Origin of the sequence: Streptomyces sp. NBC_01537 (genome assembly GCF_045040445.1) — a bacterium.
Lineage (GTDB): Bacteria > Actinomycetota > Actinomycetes > Streptomycetales > Streptomycetaceae > Actinacidiphila.
The window spans coordinates 8656127-8668146 of the sequence record NZ_CP109392.1; the positions used below are offsets into that span (position 1 = coordinate 8656127).

At 71.6% G+C, this 12020-nt stretch carries 12 protein-coding genes; 6 read left to right on the forward strand and 6 right to left on the reverse strand.

Translation table 11 applies throughout. The features are described from left to right. Positions 1-430: 430 nt before the first annotated feature. The 3 genes from OG607_RS39805 to OG607_RS39815 are packed head-to-tail and all read left to right on the forward strand — an operon-like array spanning position 431 to position 4067. Positions 431-730, forward strand: coding sequence for an SHOCT domain-containing protein (locus OG607_RS39805; RefSeq protein ID WP_405734337.1), 300 nt, complete (start codon positions 431-433; stop codon positions 728-730). After that, the gene (locus OG607_RS39810; RefSeq protein ID WP_405734339.1) at positions 727-1500 is read left to right on the forward strand and encodes an ABC transporter ATP-binding protein; all 774 of its coding nucleotides are present in this window, start codon (positions 727-729) and stop codon (positions 1498-1500) included. The genes OG607_RS39805 and OG607_RS39810 overlap by 4 nt, the downstream gene beginning before the upstream one ends. After that, complete coding sequence (locus OG607_RS39815; protein WP_405734341.1) at positions 1497-4067, forward strand: ABC transporter permease; 2571 nt, start codon at positions 1497-1499, stop codon at positions 4065-4067. Before OG607_RS39810 ends, OG607_RS39815 begins: the two co-directional genes overlap by 4 nt. Positions 4068-4128: 61 nt before the next feature. Here OG607_RS39815 and OG607_RS39820 read toward each other — a convergent pair whose 3' ends face one another. Both OG607_RS39820 and OG607_RS39825 read right to left on the reverse strand, forming a co-directional pair. Beyond that, the gene (locus tag OG607_RS39820; protein WP_405734343.1) at positions 4129-4692 is read right to left on the reverse strand and encodes an ATP-binding protein; all 564 of its coding nucleotides are present in this window, start codon (positions 4690-4692) and stop codon (positions 4129-4131) included. Positions 4693-4860: 168 nt separating this feature from the next. Then, the gene (locus OG607_RS39825; protein WP_405734345.1) at positions 4861-5169 is read right to left on the reverse strand and encodes a hypothetical protein; all 309 of its coding nucleotides are present in this window, start codon (positions 5167-5169) and stop codon (positions 4861-4863) included. A 77-nt stretch (positions 5170-5246) separates the two neighbouring features. Here OG607_RS39825 and OG607_RS39830 point away from each other — a divergent pair, with 77 nt between their 5' ends. From OG607_RS39830 to OG607_RS39840, 3 genes are all read left to right on the forward strand, one after another. Next, positions 5247-6401, forward strand: a complete 1155-nt coding sequence (locus OG607_RS39830) for a PLP-dependent cysteine synthase family protein (protein ID WP_405734347.1) — start codon at positions 5247-5249, stop codon at positions 6399-6401. Positions 6402-6495: 94 nt separating this feature from the next. Beyond that, a complete protein-coding gene (locus OG607_RS39835; protein ID WP_405734349.1) occupies positions 6496-7842 on the forward strand; it encodes a hypothetical protein in 1347 nt (448 codons plus the stop codon). Positions 7843-8111: 269 nt separating this feature from the next. Next, a complete protein-coding gene (locus OG607_RS39840) occupies positions 8112-9320 on the forward strand; it encodes a hypothetical protein (RefSeq protein WP_405734351.1) in 1209 nt (402 codons plus the stop codon). Positions 9321-9468: 148 nt separating this feature from the next. Here OG607_RS39840 and OG607_RS39845 read toward each other — a convergent pair whose 3' ends face one another. From OG607_RS39845 to OG607_RS39860, 4 genes are all read right to left on the reverse strand, one after another. After that, positions 9469-9684, reverse strand: a complete 216-nt coding sequence (locus OG607_RS39845) for a DUF397 domain-containing protein (RefSeq protein WP_405734353.1) — start codon at positions 9682-9684, stop codon at positions 9469-9471. Then, entirely contained in the window at positions 9681-10511 is an 831-nt protein-coding gene (locus OG607_RS39850) for a Scr1 family TA system antitoxin-like transcriptional regulator (protein ID WP_405734355.1), read from the reverse strand. The genes OG607_RS39845 and OG607_RS39850 overlap by 4 nt, the downstream gene beginning before the upstream one ends. A gap of 119 nt (positions 10512-10630) precedes the next feature. After that, complete coding sequence (locus OG607_RS39855; RefSeq protein WP_405734357.1) at positions 10631-11107, reverse strand: SRPBCC family protein; 477 nt, start codon at positions 11105-11107, stop codon at positions 10631-10633. A gap of 30 nt (positions 11108-11137) precedes the next feature. Further along, positions 11138-11968 (reverse strand): DeoR/GlpR family DNA-binding transcription regulator, encoded by an 831-nt coding sequence (locus OG607_RS39860; RefSeq protein ID WP_405737370.1) that lies wholly within the window; start codon positions 11966-11968, stop codon positions 11138-11140. Positions 11969-12020: the final 52 nt, after the last annotated feature.

The window sequence follows — 12020 nt, forward strand, 5'->3', positions numbered from 1 at the left end:
CGCCTCCGCTGCGCTCAGCCACTGTCGACAGTCGACGTGCTCGGTCGCTCGTACCTCGCTCCCTGCGCGCGTCTCCTTTTCGACAGCGGCCGCTCCGCTTCGGCTCACTCGCCCAGGGCCTGTCCGGCGGGTCTCCGTGGGGAAGGAGCGGGGTCTGGTGCCTGTGATCGCAAGGCGCCGGAGCGCCCACAGGGTGGTTTCCTGTGGGCGTTTCGGCAACGCCGCGAGCGCTGGTGCCAGGGCACGCGACGCCACGGAGACCCGCCGGACAGGCCCTAAGTCGGCCGCAGATCCCGGGTGGCCGTCGGCCGTGTCTACTCCCGGCGAGGTACGCGCACTGCCGCTTGCCGTACGACGACTTGGGCCGCCGCGAGGACGACGCTCGGTGATGTCGGAAACCACACATCACCACACCGAGGAGTGAGCCCTCATGGACGTCATCGCAGCCACCACCACACTGGCCGACCACTGGAACGGCCCCGGCCCCTGGATCCTGTTCTTCCCGCTGGTCTGGGCCGCCGTGATCGTCGGCGTCGGCTTCGTCCTGCGCCGCACCGTCTGGCGCGGCCGGGGCCCGTGGCAGCACCGGGCCGCGCACGGCGAGCACTCGCCGATCGCGGTGCTGGGCCGCCGCTTCGCGGCAGGGGAGATCGACGAGGACGAGTACTGGCGCAGGCTCTCGGTCCTGGACGAGCAGTTCGGACGCTACGCGAAGGGTGAGACCCGATGACCGCGACCGTGGGGACCGCCGCCGCCCGTGTGGTGGACGCGGTCAGGACATACGGCACCGGGGACGCCGAGGTCCGGGCGCTGGACGGGGTGACGGCCGACTTCGCGGCCGGCCGGTTCACCGCGATCATGGGCCCGTCGGGCTCGGGGAAATCCACGCTGATGCACTGCGCGGCGGGGCTCGACACCCTCAGCTCCGGCACCGCCTTTGTCGGCGGTACGGAGCTGGGGGCGCTGGGCGACCGGCAGTTGACGCTTCTGCGCAGGCAGCGCATCGGCTTCGTGTTCCAGGCCTTCAATCTCGTACCGACGCTCACCGTCGCCGAGAACATCACGCTGCCGCAGGATCTGGCGGGCGCCCGCACGGACGACGCGTGGGTGGACGCCCTGATCGACACCATCGGGCTGCGCGACCGGCTGCTGCACCGCCCGAGCGAGCTGTCCGGCGGCCAGCAGCAACGCGTCGCCGTGGCGCGGGCGCTGGCCGGGCGGCCGGAGGTGGTCTTCGCCGACGAGCCGACCGGCAATCTGGACTCCCGCTCGGGCGCCGAGGTGCTGGAGCTGCTGGGGCGGGCCGTCCACGAGATGGGCCGCACGGTCGTCATGGTCACCCATGACCCGGTCGCCGCCGCGCATGCCGACGAGGTGGTCTTCCTCGCCGATGGACGGCTGGTGGACCGGATGGAGGACCCGACCGCGGAGAAGGTGCTCGACCGACTGAAGGCATTCGACGGCCCCATCGAAAGGACCTCGAAGGAGGCCGTGTCATGAGTGCGACCACCACATCTCTGCGCCTCAGCCTGTCCTCGCTGCGCGCGCACAAGCGGCGCTTCGCCGGGACCTTTCTCGCCGTGTTCCTCGGGGTGTCGTTCCTGGCCGGGACGATGGTCATGGGCGACACCCTGCGGGCCAGCTTCGACACGCTGTTCACCAACGCCTACAGCGGCACCGACGTGGTCATCCGCAGCGCCGACGTCGTCACTGTCTCCGGCCAGGGCCAGGGCACCCGCGAGCCCGTCCCCACGGCGCTCGCGGCCAAGGTCCGGGCGGTCCCGGGCGTCGCCGCCGCCGCCCCGAGCATCCAGGGCGCGGGCCAGCTCATCGGCAGCGACGGCAAGCCGGTGGGCGGCCAGGGCCCGCCCACTCTCGCCGGGAACTGGATCGCCGACGCGAAGCTCAATCCGTACGCCCTCGCGGAAGGCCACGCCCCGCAGTCCCCGGGCCAGGCGGTCATCAACCGGGGTGCCGCCGAGAAGGGCGGCCTGCGCATCGGCGACAAAACCGTCCTGCGCACGCCGGATCCGCTCCGGGTCACGATCGTCGGCATCGCGACCTTCGGCGGCGAGGACGGCATGGGCCAGACCACCTTCACCGGCCTGACCAGCGCCGACGCCGAGCGCTACCTCACACCGAAGCCGGGGCAGGCGTCCACCATCCTCGTACGCGCCGGGCCGGGCACCGGCCAGGGGCAGCTCGCGGACCGGATCGAACGAGCCGGAATCCTCCCCGGGGGCGTCGAGGCGATCACCGGACAGCAGGCCACCGACGAGAACCTGGACATGGTGTCCGGCCGCTTCCTGGATCTGTTCACCACCCTGCTCACGGTCTTCGCCGGAATCGCCCTGCTGGTGGCGACCTTCAGCATCCACAACACCTTCGCCATCGTCGTCGCCCAGCGCACCCGCGAGAACGCCCTGCTCAGGGCGCTGGGTGCCTCCCGTCGCCAGGTCCTCGGCGGCACCCTCGCAGAGGCGTCCGCCGTCGCCCTGATCGCCTCGGCCGCCGGGCTGCTCGGCGGCGTCGGCATCGCCGCCGGCCTCCAGGCGCTCTTCCCGGCCATCGGCTTCCCCTTCCCCGCCGGTGACCTGGTCCTCGGCGCGACCGCCCTCCTCGTGCCGCTCGCCGTCGGCCTCGTGGTGTGCGTCGGCTCCGCACTGCTGCCCGCCGTACGCGCCGGGCGCACCGCACCGCTGTCCGCGCTGCGCGAGACGGCCGTGGACCACTCCGGCGCGTCACGCGCGCGTGCCGCGTTCGGCGCCGCCATGGCGGCGGCCGGCATCGCGCTCACCGTCCTGGGGGCCGGCGGCAGCCGGAATGTCTGGCTGACGGCGGCGGGCGCCGGGCTCACCGTCGCCGCCTTCGTCGTGCTCGGCCCGGTGGCGTCCTCGTACGCGGTACGGATCCTGGGCTCGCCGCTGGCCCGGCTGCGCGGTGTCACCGGGGCGCTGGCCAGGCGTAATGCGCTGCGCAGCCCGAAACGTACGGCGGCGACCGCCACCGCGCTGATGATCGGGGTCGCGGTCGTGTCCCTCTTCACGGTCTTCGGGGCCTCGCTCAAGGCGACCATGGATGAGACGGTGTCCCGCTCCTTCGCGGGCGATGTCGCGATCAGCGCACCGGTGCGCGGCGCGGGAGGCACCGGGCTCAGCCCGGAACTGGCCCCGGCGGTCGCGAAACTGCCGGAGGTGGCGAACGCCGTCGGGCTCGGCCGCGGGGTCGCGAAGGTCGACGGCGCGGGCCGCCAGCTCACTGTCACCGACCCGGTTGCCCTCTCCCGGGCGCTGGACCTGGGCACGGTCGACGGATCGCTCACCGCACTCGGCGACAACGGCCTCGCGGTCTCCCGCACGGAGGCGGACAAGCACGGCTGGCACACCGGCAGTACCGTGCGCCTGGCCTTCGCCGACGGCGACCGGCAGGCCTTCACCGTACGGGCCGTCTACGGGCAGGCAGATCTCGCCGGGAACTATGTCATCACCCGCGCAGCCTGGGCCCCGCACCACGTGCAGGACTCCGACACGCTGGTCGCCGTCACCTTCCGCGAGGGCGTCAGCCCGGCGGACGGCAAGGCGGCGGTCGAGCGGGTGGCGAAGGCGTACGGCGATCCGGACGTCCAGACCCGCGACGAGTACGCGAAGTCCTCGGCGGCAGGCGTCGACATGTTCCTCACCCTCGTCTACGCGCTGCTCGCGCTCGCCGTCGTCATCGCGCTGCTCGGCATCGCCAACACCCTCACCCTCGCCGTGCACGAGCGCACCCGCGAGCTGGGCCTGCTGCGGGCCGTCGGTCAGACCCGGGCGCAGCTGCGGGCGATGGTCCGCTGGGAGTCGGTGCTCGTCGCCGCCTTCGGGACCGTCGGCGGGCTGGGGCTGGGCGGCTTCCTCGGCTGGGCGCTGGTCAGAGCGGCCGACAGCGACGGCACGAGTGCCTTCGCGGTGCCGCCCGGACAACTGGGCGTTGTGCTGCTGGTCGGACTGGCCGCCGGCGTACTGGCGGGCTGGCGTCCGGCCCGGCGTGCGGCGCGGCTGGACGTGCTGCGGGCCATCGCCGCGGAGTGAGTCCGCGATCGACGGCCCGTAGCAGGGGAGGGGGCTCGGATCAGCTTCCGTAGGACCAGGGTCAGACCAGAGCGATCTCCCGCATCCGCACCGGCTTCTGCGCCGGCTCGCGCACCGGCTCCCGTACGGGCTTGCGGGCCGGTGCGGAGGCCATGGCGTCGGGAGCCCGGCGCATCGCCCCGCGGACGACCGACAGGGGGGCGGCCAGCGCCAGGCGCGGGGAGGGGGCCTCGGCGCGCAGCGTGAACCACACCACTTTGCCGCCGTCGGACACCGCCTCGGTGCCCCAGCTGTCGCTCATCGACACGACCATGGCGAGCCCCCGCCCACAGGTGGCCAGCGGCTCGAACTCGCGCACCCGCGGCAGGCGGGGGTCGTTGTCGGTGACGGCGACGGTCAGCCAGCCCGAGGCGAAGGTCAGCTCGACCTGGCACTTCTTGTCCGGCCGGGCGTGCCGGTGCACATTGGCCAGCAGTTCGGTGATGCCCAGCAGGGTGTTGTCGAGGAGCGGTTCGAGCCGCCAGTAACGCAACTGCGCGGCGACGATCCGGCGTACCTGCTGGATCCGGGACGGCAGTGCCTCCAGCTCAAGGGCGCACTGTCTGGGGGTGGCTTCGGTGATCACGGCTGCGACTCCCTCCGCGGTGGGAGCGCGTAGGAGCGCGTCCTGTCCGCATGGAATGGGAACACTGTGCGAGATTGCCTAGAGTGACTGCTGCAGTACTCCGTGATGCGCTACCAGAGTCACCCCGATGGCGGCGATCCGCAACTCACCGGATCAGGCCAGACACTCTCAGTGCTGGGCGACCCGCTGCCGGGCCCGCTGCAGCGCCTCCACGAAACGCGAGGCCGAAGCCGCCCCCTGGCGGCGCAGTGTCAGCAGATAGCCGGTACCGTTCACGGTCGCCAGCGTGCTCCTGCGCAGGGCGAACGGCGTCCGGATCGCGTGCACTTCCTCCACCGGGGCACTGTCGATCTCCCGCCCCCGGCTGGTCAGCAGCACCAGCCTGCCGTCGCGGATCAGGACCTGCCCGGCGCGGGTCAGCGAGCTCAGCCGCCGCCCGATCCGCACCCCGCTCGCACTGAACTCCGGTTCGGCCATGGGTCCGCCTTCCTCCGTCTGCGATCAGTCTGCCCTCTCGGCGGGCCCTTCCACCAGCGTTGCCTATGATCGAGACCATGGAGCAGACCGAGACCGGCGACTGTACGAGCACGTCAACAGCCCTGCCGGTGGCCATCGCCACCGTCGATGTGAACCGCGCCGACCCCGACTACCGCGCCTGGCTCAAAGAGGCCGTCCGCAAGGTCCAGGCAGACGCCAACCGCTCCGCCGACACCCACCTGCTCCGCTTCCCGCTCCCCGAGGAATGGGGCATCGACCTCTACCTCAAGGACGAGTCCACCCACCCCACCGGCAGCCTCAAGCACCGCCTCGCCCGCTCGCTCTTCCTCTACGGCCTCTGCAACGGCTGGGTCCGGCGCGGCAAGCCGGTCATAGAGGCCTCCAGCGGTTCGACGGCGATCTCGGAGGCGTACTTCGCCCAGCTCATCGGCGTGCCCTTCATCGCGGTGATGCCCCGTACCACCAGCCCCGAGAAGCAGCGCCTCATCGAGTTCCAGGGCGGCCGCTGCCACCTCGTGGACGACCCGCGCACCGTGTACGAGGTCTCCGCCCGACTCGCGGAGGAGACCGGCGGCCACTACATGGACCAGTTCACCTACGCCGAGCGGGCCACCGACTGGCGCGGCAACAACAACATCGCCGAGTCGATCTACCAGCAGCTCCGCAAGGAACGGCACCCCTGCCCGACCTGGATCGTCGCCACCGCCGGGACCGGCGGTACCTCCGCGACCATCGCCCGCTACGTGCACTACATGCAGCACGACACCCTGGTCTGCGTCCCCGACCCCGAGAACTCCTGCTTCTTCGACGGCTGGCTCAGCGGCGACCCCGACGTCTCCTGCGACCGGGGCTCGCGCATCGAGGGCATCGGCCGCCCCCGCATCGAGCCCAGCTTCGTGCCCGGCGCGATCGACCGCATGATGAAGGTCCCCGACGCCGCCTCGGTCGCCGCCGTACGCGCCCTGGACCGGGTCATGGGGCGCAAGGCGGGCGGCTCGACCGGCACCGGGCTGTGGAGTGCCTTCAAGATCATCGCCGAGATGGCCGAGGCGGGCCGCACCGGCAGCGTCGTCGCCCTGATCTGCGACCCCGGCGAGCGTTACCTCGACAAGTACTACTCCGACGCCTGGCTCGCCGAACAGGGCCTGGACATCGCGCCGTACGAGACCGTGATCGAGGCCTTCCTCGCCAAGGGCACCTGGCCGGTCTGAGGCAGTTCCGCAGTTCCATCCTGTTACAGGGCGGTCGCCCGCAGTTCGCGTGAATACCGCCTTCCGGTCCACGTACCGCCCCTAACGTCCGTACATGACGACGTTTCAGGTGCGGCCGGCCCCGCCGGCGCTCCCGCCCACCGATGCGCGGGTACGGCAGCCCGCCCGGCTCGGCCTCCAGACCGCCGCCGCGCTGCTGGCCCTGGCCGCCCTCTGCCTCGGCGCGATCCTGGGCTCCCTGTCCGTACGCTCGGACGCCGCCGCCCTGCGCGTCTCCGTCGCCGACCGTGCCGCCGTCGCCGCCGACCTGCGTTTCGCCCTCGCCGACCTCGACGCCCAGCGCGCAGACCAGCTCGTCCCCGGCCACGCCGCCGACGACCCCGGCGTCTCGGTCGGCAACCGCCTGCTCGCCCTCATCACCGCCCAGCAGCGCCGCCGCGAGATCAGCGCCGCTCTGCGGCAGCTCGGCTCCGACACCACCCAGACGGATCGCGTACGTTCCCTGCTCGACGCCCTCGGCCGCTACGACGACGCCGGCGGCCGGACCGCGTACGTGGACGAACAGCAGCCCGACCGCGCCGCCGGCCACCCGCCCGCCATCGCCGTCGCGTTCTCCGCCGAGGCCGGCGACATCATGCACAACGACCTGCTGCCCCAGGCCACCGCCCTGTCCCGCGCCTACGACGCCCAGGCCACCGCGGCCGCCCACACCGCCCACACCGCCGCCGTCCGCTCGCTCTGGACCGTCCTCCTCCTCGGCGCCCTCGCCCTCGCCGTCCTCCTGTGGTGGCAGGCCGAACTCGCCCGCCGTTACCGCCGCCTGCTCAACCCCGCCCTCGCCCTCGCCACCACCGCCGTCCTCGCCGTCACTCTCGCCGGCGCCGTCTCCTTCAGCTCCGCCGCCACCGACCTCGACACCTCCGTCCGCGAAGGCCTCCGCCCCTGGTCCCGCCTCGCCGAAGCCCGCGCCGTCGCCGCCGACGCGGCCGCCGCCCAAAGCCGCTGGCTCGTCACCGACCCCGGCGCCGCCGCCCAGCAACGCGCCCGCTTCACCACCCTCACCCGCCGCCTCGACACCCTCCTCACCGTCTCCGGCTACGCCACCCCCGCCGAACTCCCCGCCTACACCGACGTCCGCACCCGCTACGGCCACTTCCTCGCCGACGACCGCCACCTCCGCCGCCTCATCGCCGCCGGCCGCCTCGACGAAGCCGCCGCCGTCCTCACCAACGTCGCCCGCAACAACGTCGCCTTCGACTTCTGGGACTTCGCCACCACCCTCACCCAACTAGCCGCCCACCAGCGCGACGACGCCACCCTCTCCGCCTCCACCGCCCGCTCCGCCCTCAACGGCTGGCCCGCGATCCCGGCGGGTGTCCTCGGCGCGTCGGCGCTGCTGGTCCTGGCGGGCGTGCGGCCGCGTCTCGCGGAATACCGGTGAGGGGGCGCCTGGCCAGGGGGAGTTCGGTAGGCGTGCGGCAGATGAGTGTGCGCTGGCTATCGACGCTGATGAATGCGCCTTACAAGCGAAACCGGGACTTCATCCGCACTCTCGACGAGCGGATCGCGGGCAGCGTGTCGGGAGCGCATACCCTGACGACGTTCAGGGACATGGGGTATTGGGGCCGGTGAGACTGTATCTGCCTTGTGGTGAACCGGTGTCCGCCTGTACAAAGACTCCACTTTGCTCACCGCCCCGAGAGACTGGTCATGACCACCACACCCACGCCCCAGGGCGAAGAGCCGTCCATACCCGACGACGTCTGGGAGCGGTTCGTCCGCGACAGTGAGTCCGACATACGGAAGTCCGCCCCGAAGGAGCCCTCCGCCCGCGCCCGCATGGTCACCGAGCGGCTGCGCCTGCAGGACGCGGAGGCCGCACGGCAGCAGGCCAAGTCAAAGTCCAAGGGCCGAAAGGCGAAGAAGGCCGAGTCCGCCGCCCAGCCCCCGGGCTGGCGCACCGGCCCGGACCTGCACGCGGCGGACGCCCTCGTCATGCGCAGGCGCCGCCGGCTCGGCCTCCTCGGTGTACTCCTCGCGGCCGGCCTCCTCGCGGTCGCCCTCAATCCCTCCCGCGCCCTGTCCTGGCTCCCAGGCGGCTCCTCCGGCTCGTCGTCGTCCGACAGTGCCACCCTCCCCCCGGAGACCGCGCAGCCCAGCACCGCCCCCTCCGAGGAGGCCTTCCCCGACACCCCGACCCTGGCCGAGCCCTTCCTCGGTTCCCCGGCGGCGCAATACGCCGACGGCGCGGCCGGCATCGTCCTCCCGAAGGCCAAGCCGGTCGGCCGCATGACGCTCAACCAGGTCGACTTCGCCCTGCGCAAGACCAAGGAGTTCCTGGTCGACAGCAACCTCGACCCCGCCACCCTTCGCGGCGGCCACCCGGAGACCGCCATCAGCCTCATCGACCCCCGCCAGTCCGACTGGCTCCACGAGGTCGACGACGCCTTCGCCAAGCCCGGCAAGAAGCAGGACCCCCTCTGGTACGCCACCCGCTTCGACCCCTCCGAGCTCAAGCTCGCCGGTGACATCGTCAAGGTCCGTGGCCACATGACCTTCAAGAAGGGCACACAGGGCTCAGTCGCCGTCCACGCCGACTACACCTTCGTCTACCCCGTCACCCAGGCCGCCTCCGGCTCCACCGAGGTTTCCCGCACCATCATCCGCCGCGTCCTCGACATCCAGGTCCTCGACCCCGTCCGCTACCGCGTCACCGCCGGCAAGCTCACCCTGGTCTCCTACCGCCAGGACATCGCCAACTCCGCCTGCTTCGTCTACGACGGCTTCCTGCACCCGCAGTTCAACTCCGACGCCTCCTCCGCCTCCCCAGGCACCGGGCCGACGACGGACCCGTACGACCGCAGCAAGGGCTTGCCGACCGAGTCCACTGGAGAGTGCGGTTCCGTTTCCCGTACCTGACGAGGTAAAACCCGGTTCGGGGCCAACCGGTCTCGGTGGGAGAACGCAGGGGCTTCCGGTGCCCTGGTTCGGCGCACATGGGCCCGCGAGTTGCCGTGAGACGGAACGATCAGGTGGAGCTGATCGGGAGCACTTGGCGGCAGGGCTCTCAGCTGGGCCGGGCGCATGTGCTTGGCTGGTTCCTCGTGAATGAGACGAAGGCCGACCACTGCGCGGATGCAAAGGTGAGCCTGGGCCCGTGTGCGTCCTTCGAGTCGCGTACGTATGCGTTGCCAGGAGGCATGGCCACCTCGACGCAGTCGCCTCCGCCGCTGCCGCTGTAGCTGCTCTTGAACCACGTCACGTGCTCGTGCTCGGTGTTCATAGTTCTCCCGCCGCCCGTTCGATGAGACGTGCCGATTCCTCGGCATTGAGAGCCTCCGTGCGGAGCTTGCCATACCGGAGCCCGAACGCGCTGACCTTCTCCGGATCGCTGATCACGACGCCCACGTCCTGGGACTCGATGTAGCCGACGTGGCGGTGTTCAGCGGTCTCGAGCAGCACCATGGGGCCGTTGAGGCCCGGGTGGTATCCGTAGGACGTCGGCATGATCTGGATCTCGACGTTTCGCAGGTCCCTGATTTCCAGGAGGGCCAGGAGTTGGGCCTTGAGCACGTCGGGGCCACCGACCGGGCAGCGGAGGGCGGACTCGCCGAGGACGAATGAGAGATCGACGAGAGGGGTGCGGGTCAGCAGCTTCTGGCGTTCGAGGCGCGCCTCGACCCATTGCTCGATGGTCTCGTTGTCGGGTGGTGGGTAATGGCCGGTGAGCATGGCCCGCGCGTAGGCCTCGGTCTGCAGTAGGCCCGGAATCACTTGTGGTTCGAACGCGAAGCGGCTCACCGCCTCCAGTTCGATCACCGCGAAGTCCTGGAAGAAGGCCGGGAGCTTCGCCAGGTCCACGCCCTCCTGGAGAGTCCGGAGGGCGCCGCGAGCCGACAGGGTGCGCTCGGCCGCCTCCGTGAAGGCGGACTTGGCGGGGCGGCGGCCCTGCTCGATGGAGGCGACCTGTTCGTACGAGTAGCCGACGGCGTCTGCGAGTTGTTGCTGGGTGAGGCCGGCTTCTTCGCGGAAGAGTTTGACCAGCTTGCCGTAGCCGGTCCAGATGGCGGGTCGGTCGTCGTCGGTGCGCTTGTTCGGTGGGCGGTTCATGGGCGTCACATCCCCCGGAGGCGTATTCGCCAGGTACGAACTCACACGTCAACGCCTGTGCGCCACGGCCGGTTACGGGATGCGACCCGTACCGAACCGGGGGCGACCCGTACAGCGCGTCATCCTGCCAGCCGCCGGTCCAGCGCCCGCACCGCCAGGCGGAAGGCGCGCGACAACCCCGGGCGGGCGAGGCGCAGGACGCCGCGCAGGGGCGGGGTGGCGTCGGCGGCGAAGGTCCATTGGAGGCGGGTGCCGTTGGAGGGGGTGGGGGAAAGGGCCCAGTCCTCCAGGAGGGCGCGGAGGGCGGGGGCGTTGGTGGCGTCGGCGCGGTAGGTGAAGCGGGTGGGGGAGTCGGAGGCGAGGACGGTTTCCTGGAAGCGGGTGCCACCCTTCAGGGTGACGTCGCGGCCGGTGTCGGTCGGGACGGCCGAGGTCACGGCGTCGAACCAGGCCGCCCAGCCTTCGGTGTCCTCGGCGAGGGCCTTGTGGACGGCTTCCGGGGACGCGGCGAGGTCGGCGGCGAAGACGTGGCGTACGGGGGCGGAGTCGAGGAAGTCGAGGGTGACCGGGCGGGTGGGGCGGAGTCGGCGGGCCATGGGGTCCAACGTACCCCGCATGCCTGACGGTCAGTCAGTTCCGGCGACATCTGCCCCGCCGGCGACGATGAGGTCGGCGAGGTGCTCGGAGATCTCCTCGCGGAGGACCTCGGGGATGCCGGCGTCCGTGACGAGGGTGTCGACGTCTTCCAGGGAGGCGAAGGAACTCAGGCCGACCGTCCCCCACTTGGTGTGGTCGGCGATGACGATGACGCGGCGGGCGGAGCGTACGAACTGCCGGTTGGTCTCGGCCTCGGCCAGGTTGGGGGTGGACAGGCCCGCCTCGACGGAGATGCCGTGGACGCCGAGGAACAGCAGGTCGAAGTGGAGGGAGTCGATGGCGCGGTCGGCGACCGGGCCGACCAGGGAGTCCGACGGTGTCCGGACGCCGCCGGTCAGGACGACGGTGGCGGCGCCCTCGCGGGAGCCGGGGCGGCGGGAGGCGGCGTGGAAGACGTCGGCGACGCGTACGGAGTTCGTGACGACGGTCAGGTCGGGGACGTCGAGGAGGCGGTGGGCGAGGGCGTAGGTCGTGGTGCCGCCGGACAGGGCGATGGCGCTGCCGGGGGTGACGAGCTGGGCGGCGGCGCGGGCGATGGCTTCCTTGGCGCCGAGCTCGAGGCTGGACTTGGCCTCGAAGCCGGGCTCGTGGCTGCTGGCCTCGACGACGGGAACGGCACCGCCGTGCACCTTCTCGACGACGCCCTGGCGGGCGAGGGCGTCGAGGTCGCGGCGCACCGTCATGTCGGAGACATTGAGCTTGCGGGTGAGCTCGTTGACGCGGACACCACCACGTCGCCGGACCTCGTCCAGGATCAGCGCGCGCCGCTGCTCCGCGAGCAGGTTCTGGTTGTCGCTCACCCGGGTGTCCATCCCATCCTTCGCTGACAGTCGAAAGCCGACTCGACCGCCC

Bases quoted from the DNA above. Each gene is read 5' to 3' on its own strand.
- OG607_RS39815 (WP_405734341.1), top strand. From the start codon at position 1,497: ATGAGTGCGACCACCACATCTCTGCGCCTCAGCCTGTCCTCGCTGCGC.
- OG607_RS39825 (WP_405734345.1), bottom strand. From the start codon at position 5,169: ATGGCCGAACCGGAGTTCAGTGCGAGCGGGGTGCGGATCGGGCGGCGG.
- OG607_RS39840 (WP_405734351.1), top strand. From the start codon at position 8,112: ATGACCACCACACCCACGCCCCAGGGCGAAGAGCCGTCCATACCCGAC.
- OG607_RS39810 (WP_405734339.1), top strand. From the start codon at position 727: ATGACCGCGACCGTGGGGACCGCCGCCGCCCGTGTGGTGGACGCGGTC.
- OG607_RS39850 (WP_405734355.1), bottom strand. From the start codon at position 10,511: ATGAACCGCCCACCGAACAAGCGCACCGACGACGACCGACCCGCCATC.
- OG607_RS39845 (WP_405734353.1), bottom strand. From the start codon at position 9,684: ATGAACACCGAGCACGAGCACGTGACGTGGTTCAAGAGCAGCTACAGC.
- OG607_RS39805 (WP_405734337.1), top strand. From the start codon at position 431: ATGGACGTCATCGCAGCCACCACCACACTGGCCGACCACTGGAACGGC.
- OG607_RS39830 (WP_405734347.1), top strand. From the start codon at position 5,247: ATGGAGCAGACCGAGACCGGCGACTGTACGAGCACGTCAACAGCCCTG.
- OG607_RS39855 (WP_405734357.1), bottom strand. From the start codon at position 11,107: ATGGCCCGCCGACTCCGCCCCACCCGCCCGGTCACCCTCGACTTCCTC.
- OG607_RS39835 (WP_405734349.1), top strand. From the start codon at position 6,496: ATGACGACGTTTCAGGTGCGGCCGGCCCCGCCGGCGCTCCCGCCCACC.